16 protein-coding genes are annotated in these 17706 nt (G+C 55.8%); 11 read left to right on the top strand and 5 right to left on the bottom strand.

Going from position 1 to position 17706, the window contains the following annotated elements:
- Nucleotides 1-62 precede the first annotated feature (62 nt).
- Entirely contained in the window at nucleotides 63-1001 is a 939-nt protein-coding gene (locus QEN43_RS06715; protein ID WP_026610230.1) for a chemotaxis protein CheV, read from the bottom strand.
- Nucleotides 1002-1120: 119 nt separating this feature from the next.
- Between QEN43_RS06715 and flgA the strand changes: the two genes are divergently transcribed.
- From flgA to QEN43_RS06685, 6 genes are all read left to right on the top strand, one after another.
- The gene (gene flgA / locus QEN43_RS06710) at nucleotides 1121-1819 is read left to right on the top strand and encodes a flagellar basal body P-ring formation chaperone FlgA (protein ID WP_051331608.1); all 699 of its coding nucleotides are present in this window, start codon (nucleotides 1121-1123) and stop codon (nucleotides 1817-1819) included.
- An 85-nt stretch (nucleotides 1820-1904) separates the two neighbouring features.
- Nucleotides 1905-2201: a flagellar biosynthesis anti-sigma factor FlgM gene (locus tag QEN43_RS06705; protein WP_036268238.1), complete on the top strand. Its 297-nt coding sequence runs from the start codon at nucleotides 1905-1907 to the stop codon at nucleotides 2199-2201.
- Nucleotides 2202-2218: 17 nt separating this feature from the next.
- Nucleotides 2219-2686 (top strand): flagella synthesis protein FlgN, encoded by a 468-nt coding sequence (locus tag QEN43_RS06700; RefSeq protein ID WP_317963864.1) that lies wholly within the window; start codon nucleotides 2219-2221, stop codon nucleotides 2684-2686.
- A 277-nt stretch (nucleotides 2687-2963) separates the two neighbouring features.
- Complete coding sequence (locus QEN43_RS06695; RefSeq protein ID WP_026610232.1) at nucleotides 2964-3569, top strand: TetR/AcrR family transcriptional regulator; 606 nt, start codon at nucleotides 2964-2966, stop codon at nucleotides 3567-3569.
- Between the two features lie 18 nt (nucleotides 3570-3587).
- A complete protein-coding gene (locus tag QEN43_RS06690; protein ID WP_051331609.1) occupies nucleotides 3588-4976 on the top strand; it encodes a methanethiol oxidase in 1389 nt (462 codons plus the stop codon).
- A gap of 74 nt (nucleotides 4977-5050) precedes the next feature.
- Nucleotides 5051-5323 (top strand): DUF4242 domain-containing protein, encoded by a 273-nt coding sequence (locus QEN43_RS06685; RefSeq protein ID WP_026610234.1) that lies wholly within the window; start codon nucleotides 5051-5053, stop codon nucleotides 5321-5323.
- Between the two features lie 66 nt (nucleotides 5324-5389).
- Here the strand turns inward: QEN43_RS06685 and metG are convergent, their stop codons facing one another.
- Nucleotides 5390-7969 (bottom strand): methionine--tRNA ligase, encoded by a 2580-nt coding sequence (gene metG, locus QEN43_RS06680; RefSeq protein ID WP_084161883.1) that lies wholly within the window; start codon nucleotides 7967-7969, stop codon nucleotides 5390-5392.
- A gap of 187 nt (nucleotides 7970-8156) precedes the next feature.
- Here metG and apbC point away from each other — a divergent pair, with 187 nt between their 5' ends.
- The 5 genes from apbC to rmuC all read left to right on the top strand — a co-directional run bounded on the left by apbC (nucleotide 8157) and on the right by rmuC (nucleotide 14698).
- A complete protein-coding gene (gene apbC, locus QEN43_RS06675) occupies nucleotides 8157-9245 on the top strand; it encodes an iron-sulfur cluster carrier protein ApbC (protein ID WP_026610235.1) in 1089 nt (362 codons plus the stop codon).
- A gap of 1 nt (nucleotide 9246) precedes the next feature.
- Nucleotides 9247-9813, top strand: coding sequence for a dCTP deaminase (dcd, locus tag QEN43_RS06670; RefSeq protein WP_026610236.1), 567 nt, complete (start codon nucleotides 9247-9249; stop codon nucleotides 9811-9813).
- Nucleotides 9814-9882: 69 nt separating this feature from the next.
- The gene (gene hemL, locus QEN43_RS06665; RefSeq protein WP_026610237.1) at nucleotides 9883-11163 is read left to right on the top strand and encodes a glutamate-1-semialdehyde 2,1-aminomutase; all 1281 of its coding nucleotides are present in this window, start codon (nucleotides 9883-9885) and stop codon (nucleotides 11161-11163) included.
- Complete coding sequence (locus QEN43_RS06660; protein ID WP_051331610.1) at nucleotides 11160-13061, top strand: VTT domain-containing protein; 1902 nt, start codon at nucleotides 11160-11162, stop codon at nucleotides 13059-13061. Before hemL ends, QEN43_RS06660 begins: the two co-directional genes overlap by 4 nt.
- Nucleotides 13062-13090: 29 nt before the next feature.
- Nucleotides 13091-14698 (top strand): DNA recombination protein RmuC, encoded by a 1608-nt coding sequence (gene rmuC, locus QEN43_RS06655; protein ID WP_051331611.1) that lies wholly within the window; start codon nucleotides 13091-13093, stop codon nucleotides 14696-14698.
- A gap of 277 nt (nucleotides 14699-14975) precedes the next feature.
- Here the strand turns inward: rmuC and rho are convergent, their stop codons facing one another.
- From rho to yrfG, 3 genes are all read right to left on the bottom strand, one after another.
- A complete protein-coding gene (rho, locus tag QEN43_RS06650) occupies nucleotides 14976-16232 on the bottom strand; it encodes a transcription termination factor Rho (RefSeq protein ID WP_026610238.1) in 1257 nt (418 codons plus the stop codon).
- Between the two features lie 176 nt (nucleotides 16233-16408).
- Complete coding sequence (gene trxA, locus QEN43_RS06645; RefSeq protein ID WP_026610239.1) at nucleotides 16409-16738, bottom strand: thioredoxin TrxA; 330 nt, start codon at nucleotides 16736-16738, stop codon at nucleotides 16409-16411.
- A 245-nt stretch (nucleotides 16739-16983) separates the two neighbouring features.
- Nucleotides 16984-17640, bottom strand: a complete 657-nt coding sequence (gene yrfG / locus QEN43_RS06640; protein ID WP_026610240.1) for a GMP/IMP nucleotidase — start codon at nucleotides 17638-17640, stop codon at nucleotides 16984-16986.
- Between the last annotated feature and the right edge of the window lie 66 nt (nucleotides 17641-17706).

Below are 17706 nucleotides of genomic sequence, written 5' to 3'. Positions count from 1 at the left end.
TCCGATAGACGCGCTTTAAGAATGGCGTTCGCCTGTTGTCGGCTCGGCTGGTTCAGAATTCCTCAGGTTCCGTGGCCCTTCTCGGCATGTTCCTTGAGCCGCTGCTGCACGACCCGCGCAAGCTCGTCCGGATCGTACTTAGCCAGAAACTCGTCGGCACCGACTTTTTCCACCATCGCCTGATTGAACACACCGCTTAAGGAGGTATGGAGCAGTATGTGGAGGTCTTTCATGGCGGGATCTTTGCGTATGTTGGCTGTGAGTGTATAGCCGTCCATGCGCGGCATTTCGATATCGGAAATGATCATGGCCAGGAATTCGCTCAATTTCCTTCCTTCGGATTTCCAGCGTTCGAGGATATCCAATGCCTCTTGTCCGTCCTTGGCGACCGTGCTCTCCACTTCAAGTTGTTCCAGGACGCGCAGAATCTGATTCCGGGCCACGAACGAATCATCCACGACTAGCACATGCTGCCCAGGGGTCTTGCCATTCTCGTCAATCACGCCGCTCGAGACACGATCGCTTCCCCCCATGACTTCCTTCATGATTTTTTCAACATCGATGACTTCTATGAGCTCCTTCTCGAATTGTGTTACGGCGGTAAGATAAGTCTCTTTGCCGGTGCCTTTTGGTGGAGGCTGAATCTGATGCCATCCCATGTTGATGATGCGGTCGACAGTGTTAACGAGGAATCCTTGGGTGGACCGGTTGTATTCGGTAATGATGACATAGCCGCTGCCGTCGCGCGGCTGCGGGCGAGCGCCGATGGCCATAGAGAGATCCATCACGGGTATGGTCTTGCCGCGCAAGTGGGCCACCCCGCAAATGACCGGATGGCATTTCGGCAGTTGAACCAGAGGTGGACATTGGATGACCTCTTGCACCTTGAATACGTTGATTCCGAAGCGTTGGTTGCTCGTGAGCTTGAACAGCAGCAGCTCCAGGCGATTATGCCCCGCAAGCTTGGTTCGTTGATCTACGCCTTCGAGTAGGCTTGGCATTGTGACGTTCCAGGAAAGAAAGATTGACGCTGACTCAATTGTAGCGGCAAGTGATTTCTCTGCTTGAGGGTCGTGCGGCACATTCTGTGCAAGATTTTCGGGACTACCGGAGGTTATCCATGCGAGGCAAACCAAAATTCGCGCTCCTGCTCGCCTTGGCCATGCCTGGCGCTTTGGCAGTGGAACGGCTGCAGTCCCATGAGTCGATCATGGCCGCAATGATGTCGCTCATCGAGTCGGATTTCCGTCAGAGGAACGAAGATTTTCAGGCGGAGCCGATGAAGCTTGACGATCGTTTGCGTCTCCCGCTGTGCGAGCAGCCATTGGAAGCGTTCTTTCCGCCAGGACAACGCGAGAGCGGTTTTCTTTCCGTGGGCGTGCGCTGCGTAGGAAGCCGTCCCTGGACGGTATACAACAAGGTTCGCGTCAAGGTATACCGTGATGTCGTGGTGCTCAAGAAAGCTGTCAGGCATGGGGCCATACTCACCGAGGCCGATTTGGACTTGCAAAGACGAGAGCTCGGAGAGCTGCACGGCCGTTTTTTCACGTCTGTCGAGCCGGTGGTGAACAAACCGGTCAAACGAAGTTTGGCGGCCGGCGCGGTATTGAGTCCAGACTGGATAACTGTGCCGAAAATGATCCGGCGTGGACAGAAGGTCATCATCCAGGCCGAGAGCACTCACTTTGCAGTGAAGATGTCGGGTGAAGCTCTGAGCGACGGGGAGGTCGGCCAGCGTATACGTGTTCGTAACGATCAGTCAGCGAGAATTGTTGAAGGCACTGTTGCCGGTCCCGGTCTCGTATTGATTGAACTTTGAGCGGTGAAAAAAACCGGCTTTGGCGCTAAAGTCGAATGCGTGGCGGTCGATAACCACTAAGAGGTTTTGCGAAGAGAATACGGTCATGGAAATCAAGCTTCAAAACACGGTCGGTAGTCTTTCTGCGGGGGGACTTCAGAAAAAACAGAGTAGGGAGCCCGTTGCCGGCGGCAGCTTGTCGACACCGATCGGCGGTGTATCGTCTCAAACGTCACTTTTGCTCTCTGAAATCAAACAACGCTTGTTGAGCGAGCCTTCGATCGACGAGGCAAAAGTGGCCCGTATCGCAGGCTTGGTCCAATCCGGCAGCTACCAAATCGATCCGCAGCGAGCCGCTGAAAAGCTGATCGCGATGGAACTCATGCTTCCCGAATTTTCATGATGGCACGTCACCGGGAGTTGCGCGAACTGTTCCGGCAGATGCTGGACGGGCTCGGCAAAATGTCGAAGGTGCTCGAAGAGGAGGCACGGTGCCTCGCACGCCGCGATCCCGAGGCGCTGGAACAAGCCGCGTCAAAGAAGCAGAAGCTCGCTGCCCGCCTAAACGATCTGGTTGCCCGGCAGAACGGTTGTCTCCAAGCCTATGGCTCGCCGCCCGACGGACGCGGTCTCGATACCTTCTTGCAGGGGCCTGACTTCGAACTGCCCGATGCAGAATCCCTTCGCGCCGACTGGCAAGAAATCGTGCGTCTCGGTTTAGTTTGCAGAAAACAGAATGAGCTTAACGGCGCTTATATTGGCCTTTTACTGCGCCATGTCGATGCCAGTTTGAATTTTCTCCACGGCGTCTCGTCGGCGGACGCAACCTATGGTCCAAATGGAATGACGCGCCGCGGTGATATCTCGCGCCGGTCGTTCTCGGCTTAAAGCCGATCCAGCACATCGCAACGCTCATTCACTCGGTCCAGGACACGCACCCTCCTGAGAGAAGCCCTTAGTCCGCATCGAGTCGGCATTCCGGTACGCCGTCGTCCCCAACCGTTGCCGAAAACGTGCGAATTAGCGTCGACAAATCCTGTTTCTTAATCTTGAGGATGGTGCGCGCCGATTTTACGGCGCCCCTCGACCATGGCATTGGTCTTCGACCGATCCGCTCCATCACATTTTTCTTGCAATAGTAGACGACCGGTCGTATATTCTGTGCATGGCTCGAATCGGCAACAAACAAATCACTCGCGAAAAGCTATTAGACCAGGGCGTCGCCATGATAATGGAGCGTGGCTATCATGGCACGGGTCTACAGGACTTGCTATCCAGCGTCAAGGTTCCGAAGGGATCGTTTTATAACTATTTTGCCAGCAAGGATGAGTTCGGGGCGGAGGTGGTTCAGCACTACATAGAGCCGTTCATTCGGCAACTCGGCGATTACTTGAGCCGACCGGAGCTGGATGCGCTGTCCGCGATGAAACGTTATTTCCGTGATTTGATCGAGGAACTGGAGCGGCGGCAGTTCAAGGGAGGCTGTTTGTTGGGCAACCTGATCGGTGAGATCGGAGACACCAACGAGATCTGCATGGCGGCTCTCCGAGACGCTTTTCACCGCTACAGGGACAAGTACACGGAAGGTTTGGCTCGCGCCCAGGCGGAAGGAACGGTACGCGCCGACTTGTCTGCCGAGACTATGGCGGATTTGCTCGCTGACAGTATGCAAGGAGCCTTATTGCGGATGAAAGTCGAGCGATCGGTACGACCGCTTGAGAGTTGCTTGAGCCATTTGCTCGATGATTATTTCAAGCCGAAGAATGATTGAAAGCCAGGGGGTTATGCAATGAGCAAGTTGGAAATACGGAAAAAAAGGACTCGGGCAGTTCGGGCTTTGGCGTTGGGACTGGTATCGGGTTTGACGATGACGGGTATGGTCTCCGTCAACGCGGACGAGACCTGTTTATCGCCGTACATGGCCAAAATTACCGGACAGGAAGATTTCGCCTACATTTGGACGCTCGGTGCCGTCGGTGTCGGCGATGAGCAGGACAAGCTGGTGACCGTGGACGTCAACCCAAAGTCTCCTAATTACGGGAAAGTAGTGGACAGTCTCTCGGTGGGCGGCCGCAACGAAGCGCACCACTCGGATTTCACGGACGACCGGAATTATCTATGGGCTGGAGGATTGGACACCAGCAAGATTTTCATCTTCGACGTCCATAGCGATCCGGCGAAACCCAAGCTGCACAAAACGATTACGGATTTTGTCGCGAAAAGCGGCGGGGTGGTCGGGCCTCACACGTTCTATGCCTTGCCCGGGCGCATGCTGATCACGGGGCTTTCGAACAACAAGGATCACGGCGGTCGGAGCGCGATAGTCGAATATACCAACCAGGGTGATTACGTTGCGACCTATTGGATACCCACCGACAGCGATTTGCGTGGTGCCGTAAAAGCGGGCAAGTACGCCGACGGCTACAACTACGACGTGCGCGCATTGCCGAGACGAAACGTACTGATTTCCTCGTCCTTCACCGGTTGGAACAATTACATGATGGACTTCGGCAAACTGCTGTCCGACAAGGAAGCGATGAAACACTTCGGCAATACGGTGGTGGTTTGGGATTTGCACAGCCGGAAGCCGAAGAAGGTGCTTGACGTGCCCGGCTCACCCTTGGAAATCCGGTGCGCCTGGGAAGAATCCCACAACTACTGCTTCACCACGACGGCACTCACGTCCAAGCTCTGGCTGATCTACGAGGACGACAAGGGCGAGTGGCAAGCCAAGGCGGTCGCGGATATCGGTGATCCGTCGAAGGTGCCGTTGCCCGTGGATATTTCGATCTCCAACGACGACAAACGGCTTTGGGTGAATACCTTCATGGACGGCAACACCCGTGCATTCGACATCTCGAATCCGCACAAACCGGTGCAAGTCTACGAAAAACACATCGGCGCCCAAGTCAACATGGTCTCGTCGAGCTGGGATGGGAAACGCCTTTATTACACCTCATCGCTGCTTGCCAACTGGGACAAGAAGGGCAAGGACAACGAACAGTTCCTTAAGCTTTATCACTGGGATGGCAAGGAACTGAAAGAGCAGTTCGCCATTGACTTCAACAAAGAGAAGCTTGGACGTCCGCACCAAGTACGATTCGGTGCTTACTCCCTTTACAAGAGCGCGGCTGAAGCGCGCCCGGTGGAGCTCTTCGCGGAGTTCCAGCGTCGCTGAATGACGAATGCCGGGGCTGTGTCCCCGGCTAGTGACGGTTTTTTGACGACTCTCTTTGACGAGTGGAGGATGATATGCCCAAGTATCTAATCGAGCGCGATATTCCCGGGGCGGGAAAATTATCGGAGCAGGAGTTGCGTTCTATTTCGCAAAAATCCTGTGGTGTGCTGAACCATCTGGGGCCGCAAATCCAGTGGGTGGAGAGCTATGTTACGGACGATAAGGTCTATTGCGTCTACATTGCGCCGAGCGAGGAAATGATTCGGAAGCACGCTGAGGAGGGCGGTTTTCCGGCTGATCGGATTTCCGAGATCAAGACGGTGATAGATCCGACAACTGCCGAGTGATGCAATTTTGCCAGATGGGGCGGGCGCGCATCGTTTCCGTGCGCACCCGGCCCATCGCTCGCAACGCTATTTGACCCGCATCCCCGGCTGCGCGCCCTCGTCCGGAAACAGTACGAAAGGCCCCCCGCGCTCGTCGCTCGCGGCGAGTACCATTCCCTCTGACAGACCGAACTTCATCTTGCGCGGCGCGAGATTCGCGACCATCACCGTCAATTTTCCTTCCAATTGCGCCGGAGCGTAGGCTGACTTGATACCTGCGAATACCGTGCGTGTTTCGCTGCCGAGATCCAGAGTCAGCTTCAGCAACTTGTCGGCGCCTTCTACATGTTCCGCTTTGGCAATATGGGCGATGCGCAGATCGATCTTGGCGAAGTCGTCGATGCCGATATATCCCCCCTCTCCCTCTGGGAGAGGGGCCGGGGGTGAGGGAGGAGAAGTCGGTTTTTGGGTCTGCGTTTGGCCAGCGGTCAGTGCGAGCCATATCATTTCCGCCACAGTCTCGGTTTGTGCCAGAACTTCATTGTTCCAAAAGCGCAGCACGCGAATGCCCTGGGCAGCCAACAGCCGAGTCCGTTCCGTGTCGTAGCGTACTTGCTCCAAATGTTGGCTTCCGTCGATTTCGATGCACAAATTCGCTTCGGGACAGAAAAAGTCCAATACGTGACGCTTTCCGCCTAACTCTACCGGGTGCTGACGACGGAATTTGGCATTGGCGATGCGGCGGTCCCTGAGCAGGTTCCACATCCGGGTTTCCGCATCGGTGGCGGTTTTTCTCAATTGCCGCGCATAGGCCAGTAAATCATCGGGAATCTTGGCGGGACGCAGGGCGCCCTCACCCCCAGCCCCTCTCCCAGAGGGAGAGGGGTGTGTTGTTGTGTGCTGCTGATGCTCGGCGTGACGTTGCTGCGAATGAGGTTCCGGCTCGACAGCGGCTCGCAAGCTCTGTTTGTTGGCTTCCACGAGGGACTCGATTTGTTTGGGATCGATGCGGGTTAACAGGTGCTGGTAAGGCTTTATCGTGTGGCCTGCCAGCGACTTATCCAAATCCGACCAAGAAAGCGGTTCAATTTGAAGGAAATCTTCAACTTTCTTCGCGGTTTCAGGTAAGAGAGGCTTCAGATATAGGGTCAAAATTCGAAACGCTTCGATTGTCGCGGAGCATACCCAGTGTACTTCGGGAAGATTTTCAGGCGCCTTTGCCAATTCCCAGGGTTTTGCATCGTTGAAGAACTTGTTGATGTCGTCCGCAACGACCATGATTTCCCTAATCGCTCTCGCGAAGTCACGCTGCTCATAAGCTTCGGCGATCCGTTGGGCAGGTCCTTTTTTTACGGCATTGCTGGTTAAAACGTTTTTATATGGCAACTGGGGAATTAAGTTTGAACTTGAAGCTTCGCCAATTTCTGGAAGAAGATTCTGGTCAAGAATCACCCCGTTAAACAGGCGATGAATGAATCCTGCCGCTCGACTCGCGATATTGATGTATTTCCCCACCAAATCACTATTCACCCGCGCTACGAAATCGTCCAGATTCAGGTCGATGTCCTCCATCGTCCCGTTCAGCTTGCAGGCGTAGTAATAGCGCAGCCACTCGGGGTTCAAGCCCTGCTGGAGATAGCTTTCGGCGGTGATGAAGGTGCCGCGGGATTTGGACATCTTCTCGCCGTTTACGGTCAGGAAACCGTGGGCGAAGATTTTGGTAGGAGTGCGGAAATCCGAGTGTTCCAGCATCGCCGGCCAGAACAGCGCGTGGAAATACAGGATGTCCTTGCCAATGAAGTGGTAAAGCTCGGCATCGGAATCCTTGTTCCAGTACTGCTCGAAATCGAGATTCAGCCGCTCGCACAAATTCTTGAAGCTGCCCATGTAGCCGATGGGCGCGTCCAACCAGACGTAGAAGAACTTGCCGGGCGCATCGGGTATTTCGAAGCCGAAATAGGGCGCGTCGCGGGAAATGTCCCAGTCGGCTAGTCCCGCCTCGAACCATTCCGCCATTTTGTTGGCGGCTTCCTCCTGTAAATGGCCGGCGCGGGTCCAGGTCTTGAGGAAGTCCTCGCATTTCCCGAGCTTGAAAAAATAATGTACCGATTCCTTCCGTACCGGCTCAGCGCCAGAAACGGCGGAATAGGGGTTGATCAGATCGGTCGGCGAATAGGTGGCGCCGCAGGCTTCGCAGGAATCGCCATATTGATCCTTGGCGTGGCAACGCGGACATTCGCCCTTGATGAAGCGATCCGGGAGAAACATTTCCTTGACCGGATCGTAATACTGCTCGATCGAGTGGGCTTCGATCAGGCCTCGTTCTTTCAGCCGGCTATAGATGGTCTCGGCCAGTTGCCGGGTTTCTTCCGAATGGGTCGAGTAATAATTGTCGAACTCGATGTGAAAGCCGGTGAAATCCCGTAGATGCTCGCCATGAACCCGTCGAATCAGCTCCTCCGGTGTGATGCCTTCTTTTTCGGCCCGAAGCATGATCGGCGTGCCGTGGGTGTCGTCGGCGCAAACGTAATAGCACGTATTGCCGCGCATTTTCTGGAATCGCACCCAGATGTCAGTCTGAATGTATTCGACCAGGTGGCCCAGGTGAATCGGGCCGTTGGCATAAGGCAGGGCGCTGGTGACGAGAATCGTTCGATGACTGGTCATGTGGCGAAATGCAATGTTTTCAGGAATCGCGCGATTATCCCATATTTAGGCCAGGCATTCAGAGGGATGCGGTGACAAGAATGGCTGAACGCCTCTGCGCCGTCGACCGGACGAGCCGCAGCCATTAAGGTTCGGAGGCAATTGTGTAGAATAACGGCTTATTTGGCCGAAGATGTCGGAGATTTGAATGCCACTTGCTCAATCGGATATCGAGAATGCCCTTAGGACCCTGGTGGACCCCAATCTCGATAGGGATTTGGTCTCCGCCAAGGCGGTCAAGAAAATCGAAATAGAGGATTCCAGGGTTCGGGTGAAAGTGGCGCTCGGTTATCCAGCGGCCAGTTTCCACGCCGAGCTAAAGCGTCTGATCGAAGAGAAGCTTCGTTCGGAAGCGGGCGCTACCGAGGTATCTGTCGAAGTCGTTACCGACATCGTTTCCCACGCGGTCCAGAAAAACCTGAAGCCGATGCCGGGCGTCAAGAACATCATCGCCGTCGCTTCCGGCAAGGGCGGTGTCGGCAAATCAACGGTTGCAGTCAATCTGGCTTTGGCTTTGGCAGCGGAAGGCGCTCGGGTCGGTATTCTGGATGCCGATATCTACGGACCGAGCCAGCCGCTTATGCTAGGGATTTCGGGGCGTCCGCAGACCGAGGGTGGAAACAAGCTGATCCCGATGGTCGCGTACGGCGTGCAATCCATGTCCATAGGCTACCTAGTGGACGAGGACGCGCCGATGATTTGGCGCGGTCCTATGGTAACCGGCGCCTTGCAGCAATTGCTCAGGGATACTAAATGGGACAACCTGGATTATTTGATCGTCGACTTGCCGCCCGGCACCGGAGATACCCAATTGACGCTAGCCCAGCAGATTCCCGTATCCGGTGCGATCATCGTGACAACGCCCCAGGACATCGCCTTATTGGATGCCCAGAGAGGACTCAAGATGTTCGAAAAAGTGGGCGTGCCGGTCCTCGGTATCGTGGAGAACATGAGCGTTCACATCTGCTCGAACTGCGGCCATGCCGAGCCGATTTTCGGCGAAGGAGGCGGCGAGAAGATGGCCAAGAAGTACGGCGTGGAGCTACTCGGTTCCTTGCCGCTCGATATCAGTATTCGAAAGAACGCCGATAGCGGCCATCCCACCGTGGTCGCCGAGCCAGATGGCAAGCTAGCGCAAATCTACAAGGACGTGGCCCGCAAGATGGCGGCCCGCTTGGCACTCAAAGCGAAGGATTACAGTGCGCGCTTCCCCACGATCACGATCGCCAACGACTAGCATGGGCATCAAGTCAGACCGCTGGATCCGCCGTATGGCGGAAGAATATGGGATGATCGAGCCCTACGAGCCCCGGCAAGTGAGGGAAGTGGAGAATACCCGGGTCATCTCCTATGGCACCTCGAGTTACGGCTACGACATCCGGTGCTCGAACGAGTTCAAGATTTTCACCAACATCAATTCCGCGATCGTGGATCCGAAGAACTTCGACGAAAACAGCTTCGTCGATGTCATCTCGGATGTGTGCATCATCCCGCCTAATTCCTTCGCTTTGGCGAGAACCGTCGAATATTTCCGGATTCCGCGCGATGTGCTGACCATCTGTCTCGGGAAATCGACTTACGCCCGCTGCGGAATCATCGTCAACGTAACGCCTTTGGAACCGGAGTGGGAGGGGCATGTGACCCTCGAGTTTTCCAATACCACGCCGCTGCCCGCCAAGATCTACGCCAACGAAGGGGTGGCGCAGGTGTTATTCATCGGCGCCGACGAGATCTGCGAAGTGTCCTACAAAGATCGTGGCGGGAAATATCAGGGACAGACGGGCGTGACCCTGCCTAAGACCTAGCGAATAACGAACGGGTACGACGATCGTTTCCCATACAGAGATTCCTTGAGTTGATCGAGAGTTAAGACTATGGCCGATATGTCCGCTTTGTTAGCGGAAGCTCAAACCTATATTCCGGGCGGCGTAAATTCACCGGTTCGTGCCTTCAAAGGCGTCGGCGGAACTCCGGTTTTCGTGGAACGCGCGGAAGGACCTTATCTTTTCGGTGCGGACGAACGCCGCTACATCGATTATGTCGGCTCCTGGGGACCCATGGTGGTCGGGCACGCCCATCCGGAAGTCTTGAAGGCCGTACACGAAGCCGTGGATCGCGGTCTCAGCTACGGCGCCCCCACGCCCATCGAAACCGCGATGGCGAAAAAATTGTGCGAGCTGGTGCCGTCCTTGGACATGGTGCGCATGGTGAATTCCGGCACCGAGGCGACCATGAGCGCCATCCGACTGGCGCGCGGTTATACGGGCCGAGACAAGATCGTCAAGTTCGAAGGTTGCTATCACGGCCATTCGGACTCTCTACTGGTCAAAGCCGGTTCCGGCGCGTTGACGCTGGGCGTACCGAGTTCGCCCGGGGTTCCGGCTTCTCTGGCCGAACATACGATTACGCTTTCTTTCAACGACAGCGACGGCGTGCGCGAAGTGTTTGCGCGCTTGGGTGACGAGATCGCCTGCATTATCGTGGAGCCGGTAGCCGGCAACATGAACTGCGTGCTTCCGAAACCGGGGTTCTTAGAGACGCTTCGGGAGGTTTGCGATGCTCACGGATCGCTACTGATCTTCGATGAAGTGATGACCGGATTCCGCGTCGCGCTCGGGGGAGCCCAGGCACATTACGGCATCTCGCCCGATTTGACCACGCTCGGCAAAGTTATCGGCGGCGGCATGCCGGTTGGCGCTTTCGGCGGACGGCGTGACATCATGGAACAATTGGCTCCGCTCGGTCCCGTTTATCAGGCCGGGACTTTGTCCGGTAATCCGGTCGCCATGGCGGCGGGATTAAAGACTCTGGAATTGATTTCCGTTCCCGGCTTTTTCGAAAGTCTGAGCGAAAAAACGCGCTATCTCGTAGTTGGGCTTCGAGAAAGGGCTTCGAAAGCCGGTATCCCGTTTACAACCAACCAAGTCGGCGGCATGTTCGGCCTCTTTTTCACCAACGAGCCTGTCGTCGAAAGCTTCGGACAAGTCATGGGCTGCGATCAGGAGCGCTTCAAGCGCTTTTTCCATGGCATGCTCGACGAGGGCGTTTATCTCGCGCCTTCCGCGTTCGAGGCTGGATTTGTTTCGGCTGCCCATGATTTCGAAGTTTTGGATCAAACGCTGCGGGCGGCGGAGCGCGTTTTCAACCGACTTTGAGCTTTGAAACCGTTTACGCGTGGATCGCGCTGCATCCTCACTATGCCGGCCTGGCTGTCTTCCTGATCGCTATGGCGGAGTCGTTGGCGATCGTGGGGCTGTTGATACCCGGCGTCGCCATGATGTTCGCGGCCGGCGCGCTGGTTGGCGCGGGAGCGCTCAGCTTCGCCCCGATTTGCGCCTACGCGATCGCCGGCGCGGTAGTGGGCGACGGAATCAGCTTCTGGCTGGGTTGGCGCTACCGAGATCGGGTGTTATCGCTGTGGCCGTTCACGCGGTACCCAGGGATGATAGCCCGCGGGGTGGATTATTTTCACCGCTATGGGGGGCGCAGCGTATTGTTCGGGCGCTTCGTCGGCCCGATTCGCGCGGTTATTCCGCTGGTCGCGGGCATGTTGGCCATGCCGGCGCGGAAATTCGTTTACATCAACGTATTGTCCGCCATACTTTGGGGGCCAGCGTACTTGTTGCCGGGCATGGCCTTCGGCGCGTCGCTCGAACTCGCTACGAAAGTTACCGGACGTTTGGCGGGTCTGTTGATCGCCTTGCTCGTGGTCCTATGGTTCGGGGCCTGGCTGAGCAAGCATCTCTATCTTTACTTCCAGCCACGCGCTCACCAGCTCATCCTTGCGACGTTTGATCTTAGCCGGGAGCACCCGCTCCTCGGACGCCTCACCGCGCCTTTGATCGACCCTGAGCAGCGCGATTACGCCGGTCTAGCCGTGTGGGCTGCCATCTTGGGCGTGGCGGCCTTGTTGGTCTGTTATTTCGTCCCGGCCGACCTGGTCCCTGTGTCCCTGGAAGCCTGGCGGACGCCCTGGTCCGATTATGCCTTGATCGTCTTCGAGGAATTAGGCGAGACCACGGCTGTTATGGTTTTTTCGACGGCCGTGCTCGGCTGGCTGTTGTTCCGTAAGCAAAGCGTCGCCGGGGCACATTTTCTGTGGGCTTTGGTTTTCGCCTTGACTGTCGGAACGGCCTGCCGCTATGTCGCGGACAATCCGCTGATCGACAGCCATGTGCTGAACGGCGGCGTGGTATACGGCTTTACCGCCGTACTGACCGCCGATAGTGCGACGCCACGTTGGCGCTGGCTGATCTATTCCGGTGCGACCCTGCTTGTCATCGTCATCGCTTTTGCTCGCGTTTATGCGGATACAGGCGAATTTCTCGCGGTGTGTTTCACCTTATCGTTCGTTCTGTTCTGGCTGATCCTGTTGGGCGTAGCTTACCGGCGCCACCGGGACGGCGATGCGCCGATAGCAGGTTTAACTTCGATAGCGATGGCTTGCTTGCTTGGGATAGGAGTGTTTGCTTGGTACAGCCACTCGGTCGAAGAATTTTCTTACCGGCGGCCGCTGTTGAGCGTGGACCAGGAACAATGGCTGGAACAAGGCTGGCGGTTCTTGCCGGCCTATCGAGTGAAAACGGTCGGGCGACCCGAACAGCCATTGTGCATTCAATGGGCCTCGTCGATCGACACGATCCGTTCCGAGTTGGTCAAACTCGGCTGGCAAGAGCCGCGGCCGTTGACGCCGACCCAAGCACTACATTTTCTGAATCCGCAGACGGAAATCTCGAATTTGCCGGTCTTGCCTCATTTCAATCAAATCGATGTGGATGCTTTGCGCATGATCAAATCCAATGGCGAAGGGCGTTGGCTGATTGTCCGTTTCTGGCCTAGCGGACAGCAGTTACAGCCGGGAGCCATTCCGATCTGGCTAGGAAGCGTTGCCTTCCTGGAGGAGCGCAATTTCCTCGGCATTCTGAAATTCTCGGAAGAAGCCACAAACGGTGCAGAGGCGCTCGAAATCCTTAGCGAGGAGCTTCGGCCACTTCGTCAGCTCGTGTTGCGGGTCAATGAGAGCGGCCAGACCGTGGTATTGCTTCCTCCGTAGTTGCCGAGCGTTCCGGAGACATCAAACAGATGGAAAAAGCAATTTGGGTAGCCGATTTTGACAAGCTTTCGCCGTCTATCGCGCTGGCCGCCGGCTTGGCTATCGGTCTCGCTGTAGGATGGTTGGTCAGCGCTCTGCGCCACCGGGGACATCATCCGGAGTTGTGTCGGCGATCGGCTGAACAGCAAGCGGAGCGTATTGCTCAGTTGAGCGAGGAACTGGCTGCTGGGCAAGCTCAAGTTTTTTCACTGAACGCCAAGCTGGCCGTCGCCGACGAAAAAGCTGCCCGAATCCCGCTGCTGGAAAGCGAGATCAAATCCCATTTGCAAACTGTCGCGGAAATGCACCGTGACTTGCAGGAGCAGATCGCCCGTCGTACCGCATTCGAACAGCAGACGGCGCGAGTGCCTGTACTGGAGGCGGAATTAGCGGAAAGAAATGAGCAACTCCAATCCTTGCGTACCGAAGTCGCGGAACTCAAGACACGTTTGGAGAATGAAAGGCAGAACACGGAAGAAAAGCTGGCACTGCTCCGTAACGCGGAAGTTCAACTGTTTGCGCAATTCGAGACTCTGGCGCAAAAAATCCTAGAAGAAAAGACACGGAAGTTCACCGAACAGAACAAGAATCAACTGGATGGCCTATTGAGCCCGTTTCGCGAACAACTTCAAGACTTCCGCAAGAAGGTGGATGAAATGCACCTCCACGACGCCAAAGATAGGGCGTCGCTGCGGCAGGAACTTGAGAGTCTGCGCCAGCAAACTCAGCGCATCAATCAGGAAGCGGTCAATTTGACGCGCGCCCTGAAAGGGGACAAGAAACTGCAAGGCGCGTGGGGCGAGTTGATTTTGGAGCGCGTTCTGGAGCAGTCGGGGTTGCGCAAAGGTATCGAATACGAGACCCAAGGCGGGTACCGCGACGGCGACAATCGTTTGTTTAGGCCCGATGTCATCGTGCATTTGCCGGAGGGAAAGGACATCATCATCGATTCCAAGGTTTCCCTGGTTGCGTATGAACGCTGCTGCGCCTTGGACGACGGACCCGAGCGGGAACTCGCGGTACGCGAGCATGTTCAGGCGGTACGCAACCATATCAAAACCTTGGCGCAGAAAGACTATTCCAGCTTGATCGGGTTACGCTCACTCGATTTCATTCTGCTGTTCATGCCGATCGAGTCAGCGTTCATGCTGGCATTCCAGCACGACGACAAGCTGTTTTCAGATGCGTTTGCCAGCAATATCGTCGTGGTGACGCCGACCACACTCCTCGCGACGCTGCGCACGATAGAAAACATCTGGCGCTACGAGCGCCGAAACGAAAACGCAAAACTGATCGCCGACAAAGCAGGCGCAATTTACGACAAATTGCGTGGATTCGTGGAAGACTTGGAAAAGCTGGGCACCCAACTCGGCAATGCCCACAAAGCCTACGAAGACGCGATGAACAAATTGACCCGCGGGCGCGGTAACTTGATCCGACAAGCCGAAAGTTTCGTTGAGCTCGGAGCTAAGGTGAATAAACGGCTTCCAAAAAGCATTTTGGAAAGAATCGACCTGGAAGCCGAAGACGACACGTACACGGCACTCAGCCTGGAACTTCAGACAGTCGGCGAAGCGCGCGACTCTTCTAAAGGGTGACCCTGGCGCCGACCACCCGCCCTGACCGAGTGTACGATGTCCAAAGCTGACCGATGAGATCGGGAAGTCATGGACAGTCGGGACCCATCAGACTCTTCCGGCGCTTTTCAGCGCTCATCTGCAACACTCTATGCAGAAAGCATTTGTTAGCCGTGGTCGAGACGACTCAAGTCGCCTCAGTCCTCTTGAAAAACGTTTTGGGTCTGTTGGAGTGGTTATTGCCGTTTTGGCGAACCGAGCGGGTCCGGATCATTAGTGAAGGCCTGCTTGCAGTCCGTCACCGCTTCATCATTTCGAAGAACTCGGCGTTCGTCTTGGTGTCCTTCAGCTTGCCCAGCAGGAATTCGCTGGCTGCCATTTCGTCCATGGGTTGCAGAATTTTTCGCAGGATCCAGCATTTTTGCAGCTCGTCCGGCGGGACAATGTATTCCTCGCGGCGAGTACCAGACCGGTTGATGTTGATGGCTGGATAAATGCGTTTTTCGGCGATTTTACGTTCGAGGTGCAATTCCATATTGCCGGTGCCCTTGAATTCTTCGTAAATCACTTCATCCATGCGTGATCCAGTATCGATGAGGGCGGTTGCGATGATCGTTAGGCTGCCGCCTTCCTCGATGTTTCGGGCAGCGCCGAAGAAGCGCTTGGGCCGCTCCAGGGCGTTGGCGTCGACACCGCCGGTCAACACCTTGCCGGACGACGGGATCACGGTATTGTACGCTCGGGCGAGGCGCGTGATCGAGTCGAGCAGAATGATGACGTCGCGCTTGTGCTCGACCAGTCGCTTGGCCTTTTCCAAGACCATTTCGGCGACCTGCACGTGGCGTGCTGGCGGTTCGTCGAAGGTGCTGGATACTACTTCGCCCTTGACGCTGCGCTGCATCTCGGTGACTTCTTCCGGGCGCTCGTCGATCAGAAGGACGATCAAGTAGCATTCCGGGTTCTTTTCAGCCACCGAATGGGCGATGTTCTGCAGGATCATGGTCTTGCCCGCCTTCGGAGGCGATACGATCAGGCCGCGCTGGCCTTTGCCGATTGGCGCGATGAGGTCGATGACGCGAGCAGTCAAGTCCTCCGTGGTCCCGTTGCCGAGCTCCAGTTGCAAGCGCTCGACCGGAAAAAGCGGCGTGAGGTTCGAGAACAAGATCTTGTGCTTGGCGTTTTCCGGCGGCTCGTAATTGATCTGCTCCACCTTGAGCATGGCGAAGTAGCGTTCGTTGTCCTTGGGTGGACGAATCTTTCCGGAAATCGTGTCTCCGGTCCGCAAGCTAAATCTACGAATCTGACTAGGGGACACGTAAATATCGTCGGGACCGGCCAAGAAGGAACTGTCGGCGGACCGCAGAAAACCGAATCCGTCACTTAGAATTTCCAGTACGCCGTCACCGTAGATGTCCTCGCCGCTCTTAGCCTGTTTTTTCAGGATCGAGAAGATCAAATCCTGCTTGCGCGTTCGTGCGACGCCCTCAATGTCGAGTGATTCGGCGATTTCGATGAGCTCGGAAACAGGTTTGCGTTTAAGATCAGTCAGATTCATAGACGTTAATGAAGAGCAGAATTTAAATGGCTAATAGGATTGCGCTCGTACGAGAAACGAGCTCGGAGAGAACGGCCAGAAGCGGCCCGGTTAAGAGGACGACGTACAGACTTTCACAAACGTTAGCACAGGCGTGCGAGGCCGTCTAGTCGTGGCGACCCGCACATGCCAAGCGCTCAGAGATTGGCGTCAAGGAAGGCCGTCAATTGAGACTTGGCCAAGGCGCCCACTTTAGTGGCTTCCACTTCACCGTTCTTGAACAAAATCAGCGTTGGAATTCCGCGTACACCGTAGCGCTGGGGGGTATTCGGATTATCGTCGACATTGAGTTTTGCGACGGTCAGCTTACCCTCATAGTCCCCGGCGACCTCTTCGAGAATCGGAGCAAGCATTTTGCAGGGGCCGCACCATTCGGCCCAAAAATCAACTAGCACAGGGCCGCTTGCTTTGAGGACCTTGTCCTCGAATTCGGCATCAGTAACCTGAAGTATACGTTCGCTCACAATGAACTCCTCACAGTCTTGACGGGGGAAGATCGAACGGGATTGGGGCGCCAGTGGCCGGCGCGTGAGAACGGTGCAGTGCTCCCTTGCATACGCCCATTTCAGCTTAAACGGAAAACAATTTCAAGTCCTCAGGATTCGTACGTAAATCGCCGTCCATGGACACGAGAATTTTGGCGAGCCGGTGGGCGAGGTGAGAAGTCCTCCTGAAACATGTTCTTCCGGAGGATCCCGCAATGCCATCGACGTCAGCCTGGAGGCATGAGCTCCCGAAAGTCGTCGATAGCGTCGAATTCGACGATGTTCTTTAGAGGCTGACGACTATCGGGTTTCCTTACGGCCACCACATGGCGGATGCCGAATTCCCGCGCGGCGCGTAATACAGGCAAACTGTCGTCAACCAGCAGTGTCCGATCCGTGGAAAACGATTCTTTGACGCTGAGCGCTTGCCAGAAGCCGGGGCTTTCCTTTGGAAAGCCAAAGGCATGCGATGAGAAAACTTCGTCGAAAAACGTATGGAGGCAGGTGCGCTCCAACTTGAGATTCAAGGCCTTGGGATGTGCGTTGGTCACGAGAACCAGACGTTTCCCGGCCTTGCGCACCGCCTCGAGGAATTCCGTGACGTGGGGCAAGACCGTGATCAATCCCGAAATTTCGGCTTTGAGGCCAGCGATGTCCAAGCCCAAGTGATCGCTCCAGTAATCCAGGCAGTACCACTCGAGCTTCCCCTCGGTTTCCTTGAATTTTGGCGCCAATTCCGCCTTGGCTTCGGCCAGGGAAAGCCCGTGCCGTTCGGCATAACGCTGAGGAACGAATTCGAGCCAGAAATGGTTATCGAAATTGAGGTCCAACAGCGTGCCGTCCATATCGAGAAACACGCTGCTGATGTTTCGCCAGTCGATCATGGTTTAATATCTTATTCGGTCGCTTCAGGTATTTTCTTCGATTCTCTCCATTCAGCGTATCCAGTG

Source organism: Methylocaldum szegediense (genome assembly GCF_949769195.1).
Lineage (GTDB): Bacteria > Pseudomonadota > Gammaproteobacteria > Methylococcales > Methylococcaceae > Methylocaldum > Methylocaldum szegediense.
Note: the sequence above shows the minus strand (reverse complement) of the source record. Positions and strands in the feature narration are given on the sequence as shown.